This window comes from Hwanghaeella grinnelliae, from assembly GCF_004005845.1.
Lineage (GTDB): Bacteria > Pseudomonadota > Alphaproteobacteria > UBA8366 > Aestuariispiraceae > Hwanghaeella > Hwanghaeella grinnelliae.
The window spans coordinates 258432-272132 of sequence record NZ_SADE01000001.1 but is presented as its reverse complement, the minus strand read 5'-3'; the positions used below and the strand labels follow the sequence as shown (position 1 = coordinate 272132).

Here is a 13701-nt window from a genome sequence, read left to right as displayed (position 1 = left end):
TCGGTCCAACAGCTATTTAAGGTGCGGAAGCCTTTGTTTCCGTAGATGAGCATGACGTCACCTTATCTTCAGCGACCGAAAAGGTCTTTGAACCAAGCCCTTATTGATACAGGGCGGGCGCCGCCCGATTTGCGGATGGAAGCCCCCAACGCCCATGTGCAAATCGAGTCGCATCAGGGGCAGCCGAAAGGCCCCTCCCGCCTTTCCCGTAACCACATCGCTGTCGCTTTTTTCATTGGTTTGGGACTTTTCGCCGGTACGACCTTCATCGCCATACGATCCGAATCCGAGCAACCGGTCGCGTCAAACGAACCTGAAACCATGAATGATATTGCGCCGGCATCAGGCCCACCTTCCAACGTCGAATCCGATCAGCCGGCAGCAGATATCCAAAACTGGGGCGATGCGCCAAGCTTGGACCTTCCCGCAGGAAGCGGTACCGCAACAGAGTGAGCCGCTGCCCGGGCCTTTCCGGCAAGAATGGCCCGCTTGCCAATTCAGGCAATGCATGTATCGCTGCCGGCATGAATTCTCGACCCTCCATAGCCTGCTTCGGGGCGGCGCATTGGGACTTTATCGGTCAAGCTGACCCGGGTTTTTCCGGACCGGACAGGCCGGGAACCGTCACGGTTCGTCCGGGCGGCGTCGCGGTGAATGTCGCGATTGAGTTGGCCGCACAAGGGTGCCGGACTGAACTACTGTCAGCGGTGGGGCGTGACCGGGATGGTAAGGCCCTTCTCGCCGAACTGAAGGCGGCCGGTATCGGGACCTCACTGACCCAGGTTTCCGAAGCGTTGCCGACAGGTCGATATCTTGCCCTGGAAGACGAGACAGGTGAGTTGACCAGCGCGATTGCCGACTGCCGGGCCGTTGACGCCCTATCTGTCGGTGCCTTCAACAACATCGCGGCTGCAACCGCGGATTATTGGTTTGTTGAGGCCAATCTGCCCACGGCGGTGATACAAGACCTTGCATTCGTTCGCCCCCGTCCACCGCTGATCGCAAATCCGGTCTCGCCGGCGCGCGCCGACCGGCTGCAACCGTTCCTGGACAAAATCGACATCCTGTATTGTAACCGCGCGGAAGCGTCAGCGCTTTGCGCCAACATCTTTCCAACCGCCGCCGACGCTGCGCGCGATTTGACAACGCGAGGGGTTCGCCGCGCCGTGGTGACGGATGGCCCGGAACCGGTTTGCGATGCTTCCCCAGAGGGCATATTTATCGCTCCCGCCGATCCGGTGGGGTTTATATCTGCGACAGGCGCAGGCGATGTCTTTCTCTCCCGGCATCTGGCCGCCGTTATTGCCGGGAAAGATCCATCCTCTGCGCTGCGCGCAGCGTTGGCGCATAAGGGAAAGGAACGAGCTTGATACCGCTGGCCAAAAGCAAGGAAGTGCAGGCCGCCGAAGCGGGAAACATGCCCGTTGTCGCGTTGGAAAGTACCATCATCACCCATGGTCTTCCCTGGCCAAGAAATTTGGAAACCGCCCTTCTGGTGGAAGAAACGGTCCGCACCGCCGGCGCGGTACCGGCGACGATAGCTGTTATTGGCGGCGTCATTCAGGCCGGTCTAGACAAGTCTGCGCTGGAAACATTGGCCCAAGCCCGCAATGTGTCGAAGCTATCGCGGGCAGATCTCGCGCCGACGCTTGCGACGGGTGGCGACGGTTCAACCACCGTGGCAGCAACAATGATCTGCGCCCAGCTTGCCGGTATCGCGTGTTTCGCAACCGGTGGGATCGGCGGTGTCCATCGCGGCGCGGAAACCAGTTTCGATATTTCCGCCGACTTGGACGAATTGTCGAAAACACCGGTCACCGTCGTCTGCGCCGGGGCCAAGGCTATTTTGGACATTCCCAAGACATTGGAGGCATTGGAAACCCGCGGTGTACCGGTCATCGGCTGGCGCACGGATGACTTTCCGGCTTTCTGGTCCGCGTCCAGCGGCTTGCCCGTGCCGTTGCGCATGGACGATGCCGAAACGATTGCCCGGGCCCATAGGTTACGTGGCGATCTAGGCTTGGAAGGCGGGCAGTTGGTGGTGAACCCTATTTCGGCGGGTCACGAGATACCCTATCTGGAAATATCCCCTGCGATCGAATCCGCAATCGAAGAAGCGGAAGCCAAGGGGATAACGGGCAAGGCCGTCACCCCCTTCCTTCTTGAAAAGGTGCTGGAGGCGACTCAGGGACGAAGCCTGGAAGCGAACATCGCCCTTGTTTGCAACAACGCACGCCTGGCCGCCGAAATTGCTGTCGCGCTCAACCGACTGGATTGACCGACGATTGCGGATCAGGGGCCGGGAAAAACTCGATGCGTTGGACAAGTTCAAGAATACTCGGCGCAGACGGACTGGTTCAAAACTTGTTATTTTGACGCATGGGCGTTCGACACGGTATTCGCCGTGAGCCGAACCTATAGTCAATGTTGCTCAGCCCGAGGCCATTGGCTAATGTCCGCTCCGCTAGTTTCAAAGCGGCGCGGCGACTTTTCAGCCGATTGTGGGTATACTTCGACAATCGATTGGTAAGGGTTAGCAACCCGGTGCAGCTGCGCTGGTCATATCCGGCAGGAACGCCAGAGGGAGAAGTTCGAATATGTCGAAAATCAAGGTGAAAAATCCGATCGTCGAGCTCGACGGAGACGAGATGACCCGGATCATCTGGGATTTCATCAAACAAAAGCTCGTCTTGCCGTATCTGGACGTGGATTTGAAATACTACGACCTCGGCATCGAAAAGCGCGATGAGACAGACGATCAGATCACGATCGACGCAGCCAACGCCATCAAGCAATACGGCGTCGGCGTTAAATGCGCGACCATCACGCCGGACGAAGACCGCGTCAAAGAATTCGGCCTGAAGAAGATGTGGCGGTCGCCGAACGGCACCATCCGCAACATTCTCGATGGCACCGTTTTCCGCGAGCCGATTGTCTGCCAGAACGTGCCGCGCCTGATTCCGAGCTGGACCAGCCCGATCGTCGTCGCCCGCCATGCCTTCGGCGACCAGTACAAGGCGACGGATTTCCTGGTGCCGGAAGCCGGCATGCTGCACATCACCTTCACCCCGGATGACCCCGAAGGCGAAAACATCCGCCACCAGGTCTTCCACTTCGAAGGTCCCGGCATTGCAATGGGCATGTATAACTTGGATGACTCGATCCGCGGTTTTGCCCGTGCCTGCATGACCTACGGCCTGATGCGCCACTACCCGGTCTATCTCTCCACCAAGAACACCATCCTCAAAGCCTATGACGGGCGCTTCAAGGATCTCTTCCAGGAAGTTTATGAGGCCGAGTTCGAGGACAAGTTCAAAGCCGCCGGCATCTGGTACGAACATCGGCTGATCGATGACATGGTGGCCTTTGCCTTGAAGAACAGCGGCGATTTCCTTTGGGCTGCGAAGAACTATGACGGCGACGTTCAGTCGGATTCCGTCGCGCAAGGTTTCGGGTCTCTCGGTCTGATGACGTCTGTTCTGATGACACCGGACGGCAAGACGGTAGAAGCGGAAGCCGCGCACGGCACCGTCACTCGCCATTTCCGGCAGCACCAGCAGGGTAAGGAAACCTCGACAAACCCGATCGCTTCGATTTTCGCATGGACGCGCGGCATCAGCTATCGTGGTAAATTCGACGAAACCCCTGAAGTCGAGCGCTTTGCGAGCACGATCGAGAAAGTCTGCGTCGACACGGTTGAGCAGGGTCACATGACCAAGGACTTGGCTTTGCTGATTGGTGAGAGCCAGCCCTGGCTGACGACGACCCAGTTCCTTGAGAAGCTGGACGAAAACCTGAAAAAGGCGATGGAAACCTGGTAAACCCGGTTGGCGGGCCGTGCCAATCGGCCCGTCATACGCCTTCTAATGACAAGACCCCGCCGGCAAGCATCGGCGGGGTCTTTCATTTGAAGCGATTGGATGGAAGGGCGGCATCAACGAAAAGCCCTGCCGAGATGAGCCGGCAGGGCTTAATCAATTCAGATACCGAGAAGAGCGGGTCTGGTCCCCGTCTTTCCCTTATGCGGCCGTACGGCGACGGCGGGTCAGGAAACCGAGGCCGACCAACGCGGAGATCAGCAACGGCATCGCGGCCGGAACCGGCACAGCCGTGACCGAGCCGTCCATAGCCAACTTCCAGACCATGTTCTTTTCATGACCGTAGAAAGTATTCTTGATCTTCTTGCACTTCCAATGACTTCCCGTGCAATTGAAGTCGTAGCCATCATTCGCGTCGCCCGGATATTTCGGCTCGTAGCTTTCGTCTCGGGTTTCGCCCCACAGATACATGGCGACGCTACCCGGCCCGGATTCCCGAATGCCGTTTACCAGGCTGAATTCGAGGAGAGTGTCAAACCGGATATTGTCCGTCAGCGTGGCCAGCGGATTAGCGCCGTTGCCGAAGATCTCGATCTTAAAGTCCAAAGATCCACCAATCGTATGCGTCACGAAATCCGTGGCGTTCCCCACAGGCGAACTCAACGCGTTGCCGACGGTCAGTATCGAGTTCGCGCTATTTAACAGCGTGACATCGTAGCGGTATCCGCCCTCGTTCGTGGTGTAGACCAGCGTGTCCTTGATGTTGAAGGTCGCCGTATCGCCACTGCTGAGTTTGTTATCCGCGCCGACATCCCAGTTATAAGCGATGTCGCCACCGATATGGCGGGCGCCGCCCCAGCCACCACCATAACCGTCGCTGCTCCGGTAGATCATGGAGAAGTCCAGCGGATGAACGGTCGTATCAAGGATCGAGCCCTCATGAACGACTGACGCTGCGTTCGCACTGCCAGAAGCAAGAGCAAGCGCAATCGCCCCGGACGCTAAGACAAGACTGAAACCTCGTCCAAATTTGAAACCATTCATTTCGTACCCCCAAAGGTTCCTCTCGAGATCAAGGAACCAATTTTCATGAAACCTGAAGCGCGATTCACGCCACGCGCAAACCTGTCGACCATTACTCAGATCCTTACAACTCTAAAACGTGCTTCGCCAGCGCAGCATTTGAATGGTGTGTGAAAATGTCGACTACACCCTGAAAAGTTGCCACAACATTGACGGTGGTTAACAGTTTTAGGGTTTCATTGAATAGTAGAAAACACGAAATTCGGGTGAACGCCCGAAACGGTTATGGCGCCACGCACAAGAACGTCGCCCGGATGCGCTTGGACAGCGGGCAATCGTTCAGGAATGAATCTTCATCGATCAATCTTAGGATCGGCTTTTCGACAGGGCAGCCCTCGGCGGCGACGGCTTCGACTTGCTCACGTGTAGATGCGGACGCGCTGTAACAAACGGAGACAGCCGTCTGATTTGGCCCCGAATGCCAAACATCGCTTGTGGTGATCGACGGATCCCGGGCACATGCAGTCATCAGAACCATGACTGCCAGGAACGTCATTGTATGACGGCCATTCATCAGGTCAGCTCCCTCATCGCATCGTCCAGCCCCCGCAAGGTGAGGGGGAACATCCGGTCCTCCATGATTTCCTTCAACAACCTGATGGATGGCATGCGATCCCACCAGGCCGATGGCTGTGGATTCAACCAAACCGCGTTCGGATAGGTCTTTAGCACTCGTTCCATCCAGACACGCCCCGCTTCTTCGTTCCAATGCTCCACGCTACCGCCAGGATAGACAATTTCGTAGGGGCTCATCGACGCATCACCAACGAAGATAACCTTGTAGTCACGTGGATAGGTACGGAGCACTTCCTCGGTCGTGATCCGTTCTTCCCAACGGCGCCGATTGTCCCGCCAGACACTCTCGTAAAGGCAATTGTGGAAATAAAAGTATTCCAGATGCTTGAACTCCGTCCGGACAGCTGAAAAAAGCTCTTCGCAGACGCGAATGTGATCGTCCATCGACCCACCGATATCAAAGAATATCAGTACTTTGACGGCATTGTGCCGCTCCGGAACCATTTTCAGGTCAAGATATCCGGCATTATCCGCGGTGGAGCGGATCGTGTCGTCCATATCCAGCTCTGTCGCCGCGCCCTCACGGGCGAAACGGCGCAGCCGCCGCAACGCGACCTTAATGTTACGCGTCCCTAGCTCGATGCCGTCATCTAGGTTCTTGAAGTCTCTCTTCTCCCAAACCTTCACGGCGCGCCGGTGAGTGGATTCCCCACCGATCCGCACACCTTCGGGGTTATAGCCGTGCGATCCGAAGGGTGAAGTCCCCCCCGTCCCGATCCATTTTGATCCCCCTTGGTGCCTGCCCTGCTGTTCACGCAGCCGATCCTTCAGGGTTTCCATGATCTTTTCGAACCCACCAAGGGCTTCGATCATCGCCTTCTCTTCATCGGTCAGATTTTTTTCTGCCAGTTTCCTGAGCCACTCTTCGGGTATCGACACCGAATCAGGGTCGATACCTTCGGGACGCTCCAAGCCCTTGAACACCTCACCGAACACCTTGTCGAACCGGTCCAGATAGCGTTCATCCTTTACCAGCGTGGAACGGCTGAGAAAGTAAAAATCATTGACGTTGTAAGCGGCAACATGCGCCTGCAGCGCTTCCAAGAGCGTCAGGTACTCCCGCAAGGAGACCGGCAGACCAGCCTGTTTCAAACCCAGGAAGAGATTGATAAACATGACCTCGGTCGTACTCCGCCCCCTAACGGGACGCAAGTCCCGCCGCACCTATCTTGCAAACAACTGCAAACTTTACATTTTTCCGGCAGACAATGCCCTTGGCATTTGTTTTACTGGATTTGCCAAAATTGGCGGATTGCTGTGATCAATCGAATCGGTCGGCATGCGTCCGTTTATGATCACTCGGTAGCTTTGCCGATTTAACGGGAAGCTTTACCGAAATCACCTTATCATTGGGGAAGCGGGATGGCGAAATATACGCTGCGCGAACTTGTCGAAGTCGCCAAGAGCCCGAACAAGCGGGATAGGAACCTTCTCGCCGAATCGCTCAGCCGTCTCGTTCTGTCTACCGGTCGTAAATTAAGCGAAACGGAGCAGAACATCGTCTACGATATTCTGCGTCATCTGATCCATCAGGTTGAGATGAACGTTCGCCGGGCCTTGGCCGAAAGCCTTGCTGAACGCACCGATGCGCCACACGACATACTCATGGCGCTGGCCAACGACGTCATCGAAGTAGCCCATCCGGTGCTGACCAAGAGCCCGTTGTTGCAGGATGTCGATCTGATCCGCCTGATCCTGGAGCATACGCAGCAACACCAAATCGCGATTGCCAAACGCGCCCATGTGTCGGGCGACGTTTCAGAGACGCTGGTCGACACGAACGACCCGGCTGTCATCAACTCGCTTCTACAGAATGAGAATGCGGAACTGAACGAAGACACGTTCAACAAGCTGGTCGAATCTTCGTATCTGATGGATGAAATTCGCGGCCCCCTTGCCTATCGCGCCGATCTGCCGCCTGATTTGGCCAAACGCATGATCGGATGGGTCGGAGCGGCACTGCGCGACTATCTCTCGTCCAAGCTGGGCGGCATGGATGCCATTGCCGACGATATGGACCGCGCGATTGAGCATGCGGTTGAGGACGAGTCCCTCACTTCGGAAATGGTTGGCCTTGCTTCCGCCAATGGATCGGCCGATCCGTCTTCCGGCTACCGGCCGCATCCGCGTGTTTTGGTCCGGGCATTGGAGGATGGCGATATTCTTCGATTCGAAGCGCTGTTCCGGGAATTCACCCGACTCGGCGACAATACATTCGCCAAAATTCTTTATGATTCAGGGCCTGAAGCACTGGCCATCGCCTGCAAGGCGTCAGGAATAGACCGATATTCCTTTTCCGACATCCTCTGCCATCTTCACGGTGCCGGCGATGTGACACGGTATCGGGACTCAGAGGATTACCTGAAAATAATGGAGTATTTTGAGCGGATCGGCGTTTCCGGTGCCGAACGCGTGCTCGACGCCTGGCGAAGCGCTGAGACTTCGGCCCTGTAGACTTCTAAGTTGTGCGACTGAACGTCCTGGTTATCGACGCGGACAGAAAGGTCAAGGCAACTGCCAGACCATCATGGCAACGCTTTTCGCGCCGCCCTCAGTTTCCTGACTGCCGACGACATTAAAACCGAGGGTCTTGTGAAAACGCATTGAGCCAGGATTCGGTGGGCGTTCGTTCACTTCGCAGGCAAGGCATTCAGCTCTACCCGCGGAAAAAGCCACCACGTCTTCATAGAGCCGTTTTCCAATTCCCTGTCCGCGGGCCGTTTCAGCAACCACGATACGGTCAACATAGAAAAAATCCCTATACCGCGCATCGAACCACTGATAATTCGGACTGCCGTAGGATACCCCCGGGCCAAAAGCCAACATCATGCCGGCAATGCCATCCTCCCCGACCGCGACGCGCGCGTAATCCGCTGACATCGCCAGGGTATAAAGAGCATCCTCTTCAAGCGCATTCACATTGGGAACGGCCGCATTGTTCAACGCGGTGATCGCCGCGGCATCTTCTTTCGATATGTCGCGCAGCGAAATACCATCGGTCACAGGTAAGTCCCTCTCAAGTAATGCTTGCCGAACAGCACGGCGCCTTGGGTCAGCCCGCGCGTTTTGCCTTGGCGTCTGCCCGCAGCTTTTCCTGCACCGGTCGGAAATCGTATGTCGGGTAAAATTCCGTGGAAAACGCACCCCAGGCCTTTTTCTCAATGGCGAGGTTCACCTCACGCAGGCGGCCCGGCGGCACGCTCAGGGTCGCGACCTGACCAATGCCCATCATCACATACCAAGACACAACCTCTACCCCATCCGGCGGGAAATCGGCCCAGAACTCGCCCTCATCCAGTTTTGCGTTGATCTCGCCCAGATTCTTGTCCTGCTGATGCTTCAGGAAAACGGTAATCAATACATTGTCGCTCATGCCGCCCCTCCCAGGTCGCCCGGATTGAACCAAATTGGTCAAGTTCTGCCCGGCGTCGTTACTACTCTCCGCCGACTACCGGCCGCCGTCACGTCGTGCCATGAAGGCCAACCGTTCGAACAAGTGAACATCCTGCTCGTTCTTCAAAAGCGCACCGTGAAGAACCGGGATCGCCTGACTTGGATCCTCTTGGCGCAACACCTCGGGCGGAATGTCTTCCGCCATCAGAAGCTTGATCCAGTCCAACAATTCGGATGTCGACGGGCGCTTTTTCAACCCTTTAACGTCACGGACCTCATAAAAGACAGTCAATGCTTCCCGCAGCAGCAGTTTCTTGATGTCCGGAAAATGGACATTGACGATCTGCTCCATCACGTCCCGGTCGGGAAACTTGATATAGTGGAAGAAACAACGGCGCAGGAACGCGTCCGGTAGCTCCTTTTCGTTGTTCGACGTAATGATGACGACGGGTCGATGTTTCGCCTTCACTGTCTCTTGCGTCTCGTAAACGAAGAATTCCATACGATCCAACTCAAGCAGAAGGTCGTTCGGAAACTCGATATCGGCCTTATCAATCTCATCAATCAGCAGAACCGGCGCGACATCGGCGTCGAAGGCTTCCCACATCTTGCCTCGGTTAATGTAATTCCGGATGTCGTGAACACGCTCATCACCTAACTGACTGTCCCGCAGGCGGCTAACCGCATCGTATTCGTATAGGCCCTGCTGTGCCCTTGTCGTCGATTTGACATGCCATTCCAACAACGGCCGACCCAGGGCTTGCGCCACTTCATGCGCCAGGACCGTTTTCCCGGTTCCCGGTTCACCTTTGACCAAAAGGGGTCGCTGCAAGGTGACGGCCGCATTGACCGCCATGTTCAGATCCTCTGTCGCGACGTAACTATCTGTACCTTCAAAACGCATGTTCGACGCCTCGCTTTCGGTCCGGTCCACTATGGTATTTGGTGCGGCGACAGTAGGAAACGCATTACCCGGGATCAACCCAGCATGCTGCGGTATCCCGACAAGCTCCTTTGCCGAAGAGCATACTGCTTCCAATTGTCCGAAGAATTGTGCGCAACGGCCCTGTCAGGGACGGCATTTGCATTCATGCCCATCCCGCCGCAACAACAGGCTTTACCCCGCGGCGACTTCAGCCTCCAGCTGGGTTTCTACGACTGTCTGATTCCGGCCGTGTTGCTTGGCGAAATACAAGCCGGCATCAGCGCGCTGGACCAAGTCGGTCGGTGAGTCGCCCGGTTTAAACAAGGCTATCCCCAGCGACAAAGTGATGTTGCCCATCGATTCCCCGGTGCTGCGGTTACGGATCTGTTTCGAACTGACCAATTCACGCACACGTTCGCAAACAACATGCGCTTCATCCAGTTTCGATCCCGGCAGAATCAGGGCGAACTCCTCCCCGCCATAGCGGGCCGCCGTTTCGCCGTCCCGGACACTACCTTCCAGAATCTTGGCGACCAGTTTCAGAACCTGGTCTCCGGTTTGATGGCCATAGTTGTCGTTGAATTTCTTGAAGAAATCGATGTCGGTCATGGCCAAACAAAACGGCTCGCCGGTCCGTGCCGCAGTTTCAATGGCCCGATCCATCGTCATATCGAACATCTTGCGGTTGGCAATTCCAGTCAGTCCGTCGGTCAGCGCTTCGCGTTGCACTTCCGCCAAGTTTTCCCGCAAGGACACGATTTCCTTTGAGGATGCCTCCAACCGTCTTTGCATCTCGGAATTGGAAGACTGCATCTTCTGTGCTTCGTCCACCAAACTCTTCATGGCCCTGGTTATGCCCTCGAAGCCTTGGTCCTTCGTCAGGTCGCGCAGATTTTCCTGAATTGATGTCTGGAAATTTTCCGCATCCCCGGTCGCCGACGAAATAACCGAGAGGAGCCCAGCGATTTCCTCTTCCATCCGAGCACCGGTTCGCTGAACGATCAAATCGTCCGGCGGCCCACCCAGATATCGTTCGTAAATTTCCCGATTGCGTTCCGGTGTAATCGCGCCCGGTTGATCCAGAAGTGCTGCGACCTCCTTGCTCAGATCCGGCATTCGGCCCGTCGCATGCGCGTACCAAATCGCAAAATTCTCTGGAGTTGGAGGTACAGAATTGCTCTCCATCAGCGCCAAAGCCGATTGAGCAAACTCCATGGCTTCCGCCAATCCCTCTGAGAACTCCACCCTATTTTCTCCGCACTTCCCTACACGCAAACCCGGCGACGAAATCCTTTTCGTGCCAAATTCCCATACCCTGCCTTCTTTAAGTTAGGGAAAATAGAAAGCACGCTCAATGCTTTTGATCCATCTTCAATCGTCAAAGTGCCATGAAATCAGCCACCGACACGCCAAGGGCACTAGAAATAGCGATATTCACCCTGGCGGGCACAAAAGGCGAAGGGCGAATTTTCATTATTTTGATTTAGTCTTCATGACCCTGCCCAGCCTGCTCGGTGCGGGCAAATGCGCTTGTCTTTCTTGAATTTCCTGCAGCAAGGCAACCTGTGCCGACGGAATCGGTGCGACCTTCCTGGTCGACATATCAACATGAAGGCTTAGGCACTCGTTGGTCGCCGCAAGGAACCCTTCTTCCGCATGAAACATTTGATGAAAATAGTGAACCCGCTTGTCGTCAAAACCAATCAACTGGGTCGTAAACGCCAATGGCGCGTCCAAATGGACCTCGTTGATGTAAGACACGTTCATATCCGCCGTGAAGGTCGAACCGTTGTCTTTCTCAAGGTACGACCAGCCCAGATTGATACGCTCCAAAAAATAGTCCGTCGCCTGATCGAACGCCTGAACATAATAAGCCACGTTCATATGCCCATTGGCGTCGATCCAATCCGGCGCAACACGCAGGGTGCACCCGGCGATCAGCGCTGGGTCAATATCTGTCAAAGTCGTATCCTGGCTCATATCCTTCATACCCCCTAAAGCGTTTGGTGATCGGGAGGCTTCGCCGAAACGCGACAAAAATGCAACACCCTGTAAGATTCCGATTTGCCTGATGCTTATCTCTTTGGCTGATAAGCAAATGCTGTGCTACCGGAGGGCACAATGAGAGAGCCGTGAGCGCGGTCACAGTCAGTGGTCGGCAAGCGTGATATGGCTAGTTTGAGGAGAGAAATTCGGCGCGAGGTTCCCCAGGAATACAACATTTACAGTCTCTTACGGCTCCGGAGCTTAAGTTTCCCTCTTATCCAAGATTGGGTGGGAATTGGGAAAAATAAGGACGGTGGCCGGTGTTGCGATTAACATTAAGCGAGCGCGGTCAGCCCGATGCTTGTAGGATAGAGATTGGCGTTGTAGCTGGGTGGCGTTTGATAGTTCACTCTCGGACGTATGGAACTTGGTCGAGTATGGGGATTGGTGTCAGATTATGAACATCCAGCGGCTTCTGCAGTTTTTTATGGTATGTACCCTGGCACTTGGATTGGCGTCCTGCGCCACGCCTCAAAATACTGCGGGGACCTCGGCGACTGTGGTCAACGACCCGTTTGAGGATGTGAACCGCGTCATCTTCGATGTGAACCTCGCACTTGATAAGGTCATTGTTCGTCCCTTCGCATCGCTGTACGGCGAACTGCCGGGCGGCATCAAGGACAGCATCCGGAACTTCCTGCGGAATCTGAAAACGCCGGTCATTCTGGCAAACAACCTGTTGCAGGGCGACATTCAAGGCGCCAGCGATACGGTCGGGCGGTTCCTGACCAACACGATCATCGGTTTGGGCGGGCTGTTCGACGTTGCCAACGGCAACGGCAAGGGTATTGCCTATCGGCCGGAAGATTTCGGGCAAACGCTTGGCGTCTGGGGGACCAGTGAAGGTCCATACCTGATGCTGCCGATTCTCGGCCCGTCGAATCTGCGTGACACCGTCGGCATGGTTCCCGACTACTTCATGGACCCGATCACTTGGTGGGGCATCAATTCCGACAAGGATCTTCCCACCGTCATCGCCATTGGCCGGCGTGTGCTTGAAACGGTCGACACGCGTTCGCGCAATATGAAACAGCTCGAGGATCTGGAAGCGACATCGCTCGACTTCTACGCAACCATCCGCAGCCTGTATCATCAGCAGCGCGAAAACATGATCCGCAACGGCGACGAAGCCGAAGGCGCGCCGATCCCGTCCGTCAATTTCGAGATTGACGAAGACGACGACGGCAAAGCGAAAGCCGCACTGGTTCAGTAGGAATACCGGGGGCATCGCGATGATCAAGATCAGCCGTCGCCTGTTCGTTGCCCTTTTAACGTTTGCTTGGCTATGCCCAATCCAGCCGGTGATGGCCGGTGAAAGCCCCGATGCTTTCATCGCCCGGCTGGCGGCGGGTGCCATTGAAAATCTGACAGCCCCGGATATTCCCCCCGAAGAGCGTCAAGAACGTTTCCGCACTATGTTGCAGGACGGTTTCGACCTGGAGAATGTGTCCAATTTTCTGCTGGGGCCGTTCCGACGCAAGGCTAGCGATGAGGAGATCGACGCTTTTCGTAGCGCCTTGGAAGATAACGTCGTCGTCACCTATGCTTGGCGTTTCGCGAGCTATAATGGGCAGGAATTCAACGTTGGCGGAGTTCGGGACGGCAGCCGCGGGCAAAAGGTCGTTTCCAGCACGTTGAAGCAAAATGGAGATGCTCCCCCCGTTACGATCGAATGGCGATTGACGCCCCATGATGACAGCTGGCGGATATTCGACATTGTGATTGAGGGATTGTCCATGCTGGTAACGCAGCGAGACGAATACGCTGCGGTAATCCGGCGGAACGACGGCCAAGTCGGCGCGCTGATCGATGCCATCAGGGCGCAGAACGAAAAACTGCGCAACTCATAAACGCCCCCGC

At 55.9% G+C, this 13701-nt stretch carries 14 protein-coding genes; 6 read left to right on the top strand and 8 right to left on the bottom strand.

What is annotated here, in order from left to right; all coding sequences use genetic code 11:
- Positions 1 to 524 precede the first annotated feature (524 nt).
- The 3 genes from EOI86_RS01155 to EOI86_RS01145 all read left to right on the top strand — a co-directional run bounded on the left by EOI86_RS01155 (position 525) and on the right by EOI86_RS01145 (position 3821).
- On the top strand, positions 525 to 1370 hold the full coding sequence (locus EOI86_RS01155; protein ID WP_127763316.1) for a PfkB family carbohydrate kinase: 846 nt from the start codon (positions 525 to 527) through the stop codon (positions 1368 to 1370).
- The gene (locus EOI86_RS01150) at positions 1367 to 2278 is read left to right on the top strand and encodes a pseudouridine-5'-phosphate glycosidase (protein ID WP_127763315.1); all 912 of its coding nucleotides are present in this window, start codon (positions 1367 to 1369) and stop codon (positions 2276 to 2278) included. The genes EOI86_RS01155 and EOI86_RS01150 overlap by 4 nt, the downstream gene beginning before the upstream one ends.
- A 319-nt stretch (positions 2279 to 2597) precedes the next feature.
- Complete coding sequence (locus EOI86_RS01145; RefSeq protein ID WP_127763314.1) at positions 2598 to 3821, top strand: NADP-dependent isocitrate dehydrogenase; 1224 nt, start codon at positions 2598 to 2600, stop codon at positions 3819 to 3821.
- 198 nt (positions 3822 to 4019) lie between these two features.
- Here EOI86_RS01145 and EOI86_RS01140 read toward each other — a convergent pair whose 3' ends face one another.
- The 3 genes from EOI86_RS01140 to EOI86_RS01130 all read right to left on the bottom strand — a co-directional run bounded on the left by EOI86_RS01140 (position 4020) and on the right by EOI86_RS01130 (position 6593).
- Positions 4020 to 4862, bottom strand: a complete 843-nt coding sequence (locus EOI86_RS01140; RefSeq protein WP_127763313.1) for a VPLPA-CTERM sorting domain-containing protein — start codon at positions 4860 to 4862, stop codon at positions 4020 to 4022.
- Between the two features lie 262 nt (positions 4863 to 5124).
- Positions 5125 to 5415 (bottom strand): hypothetical protein, encoded by a 291-nt coding sequence (locus tag EOI86_RS01135; RefSeq protein ID WP_127763312.1) that lies wholly within the window; start codon positions 5413 to 5415, stop codon positions 5125 to 5127.
- Positions 5415 to 6593, bottom strand: a complete 1179-nt coding sequence (locus EOI86_RS01130; protein WP_127763311.1) for a vWA domain-containing protein — start codon at positions 6591 to 6593, stop codon at positions 5415 to 5417. The genes EOI86_RS01135 and EOI86_RS01130 overlap by 1 nt, the downstream gene beginning before the upstream one ends.
- A gap of 246 nt (positions 6594 to 6839) precedes the next feature.
- On the opposite strand from EOI86_RS01130, the gene EOI86_RS01125 reads away from it, so the two are divergent.
- Positions 6840 to 7931, top strand: coding sequence for a DUF2336 domain-containing protein (locus tag EOI86_RS01125; protein ID WP_127763310.1), 1092 nt, complete (start codon positions 6840 to 6842; stop codon positions 7929 to 7931).
- A 51-nt stretch (positions 7932 to 7982) separates the two neighbouring features.
- Here the strand turns inward: EOI86_RS01125 and EOI86_RS01120 are convergent, their stop codons facing one another.
- The 5 genes from EOI86_RS01120 to EOI86_RS01100 all read right to left on the bottom strand — a co-directional run bounded on the left by EOI86_RS01120 (position 7983) and on the right by EOI86_RS01100 (position 11775).
- Entirely contained in the window at positions 7983 to 8480 is a 498-nt protein-coding gene (locus EOI86_RS01120; RefSeq protein ID WP_127763309.1) for a GNAT family N-acetyltransferase, read from the bottom strand.
- A 49-nt stretch (positions 8481 to 8529) separates the two neighbouring features.
- The gene (locus EOI86_RS01115) at positions 8530 to 8850 is read right to left on the bottom strand and encodes a hypothetical protein (protein WP_127763308.1); all 321 of its coding nucleotides are present in this window, start codon (positions 8848 to 8850) and stop codon (positions 8530 to 8532) included.
- Between the two features lie 75 nt (positions 8851 to 8925).
- A complete protein-coding gene (locus tag EOI86_RS01110; protein WP_127763307.1) occupies positions 8926 to 9774 on the bottom strand; it encodes an AAA family ATPase in 849 nt (282 codons plus the stop codon).
- A gap of 213 nt (positions 9775 to 9987) precedes the next feature.
- Complete coding sequence (locus EOI86_RS01105; protein WP_127763306.1) at positions 9988 to 11040, bottom strand: GGDEF domain-containing protein; 1053 nt, start codon at positions 11038 to 11040, stop codon at positions 9988 to 9990.
- 228 nt (positions 11041 to 11268) lie between these two features.
- A complete protein-coding gene (locus EOI86_RS01100; protein WP_161973645.1) occupies positions 11269 to 11775 on the bottom strand; it encodes a thioesterase family protein in 507 nt (168 codons plus the stop codon).
- A 493-nt stretch (positions 11776 to 12268) separates the two neighbouring features.
- Here EOI86_RS01100 and EOI86_RS01095 point away from each other — a divergent pair, with 493 nt between their 5' ends.
- Entirely contained in the window at positions 12269 to 13054 is a 786-nt protein-coding gene (locus EOI86_RS01095; RefSeq protein ID WP_161973644.1) for an MlaA family lipoprotein, read from the top strand.
- 19 nt (positions 13055 to 13073) lie between these two features.
- On the top strand, positions 13074 to 13691 hold the full coding sequence (locus EOI86_RS01090; protein WP_127763303.1) for an MlaC/ttg2D family ABC transporter substrate-binding protein: 618 nt from the start codon (positions 13074 to 13076) through the stop codon (positions 13689 to 13691).
- The last annotated feature ends 10 nt before the right edge of the window (positions 13692 to 13701 follow it).

Bases quoted from the DNA above. Each gene is read 5' to 3' on its own strand.
- EOI86_RS01155 (WP_127763316.1), top strand. From the start codon at position 525: ATGAATTCTCGACCCTCCATAGCCTGCTTCGGGGCGGCGCATTGGGAC.
- EOI86_RS01145 (WP_127763314.1), top strand. From the start codon at position 2,598: ATGTCGAAAATCAAGGTGAAAAATCCGATCGTCGAGCTCGACGGAGAC.
- EOI86_RS01140 (WP_127763313.1), bottom strand. From the start codon at position 4,862: ATGAATGGTTTCAAATTTGGACGAGGTTTCAGTCTTGTCTTAGCGTCC.
- EOI86_RS01135 (WP_127763312.1), bottom strand. From the start codon at position 5,415: ATGAATGGCCGTCATACAATGACGTTCCTGGCAGTCATGGTTCTGATG.
- EOI86_RS01130 (WP_127763311.1), bottom strand. From the start codon at position 6,593: ATGTTTATCAATCTCTTCCTGGGTTTGAAACAGGCTGGTCTGCCGGTC.
- EOI86_RS01125 (WP_127763310.1), top strand. From the start codon at position 6,840: ATGGCGAAATATACGCTGCGCGAACTTGTCGAAGTCGCCAAGAGCCCG.
- EOI86_RS01115 (WP_127763308.1), bottom strand. From the start codon at position 8,850: ATGAGCGACAATGTATTGATTACCGTTTTCCTGAAGCATCAGCAGGAC.
- EOI86_RS01110 (WP_127763307.1), bottom strand. From the start codon at position 9,774: ATGCGTTTTGAAGGTACAGATAGTTACGTCGCGACAGAGGATCTGAAC.
- EOI86_RS01100 (WP_161973645.1), bottom strand. From the start codon at position 11,775: ATGAGCCAGGATACGACTTTGACAGATATTGACCCAGCGCTGATCGCC.
- EOI86_RS01095 (WP_161973644.1), top strand. From the start codon at position 12,269: ATGGTATGTACCCTGGCACTTGGATTGGCGTCCTGCGCCACGCCTCAA.
- EOI86_RS01090 (WP_127763303.1), top strand. From the start codon at position 13,074: ATGATCAAGATCAGCCGTCGCCTGTTCGTTGCCCTTTTAACGTTTGCT.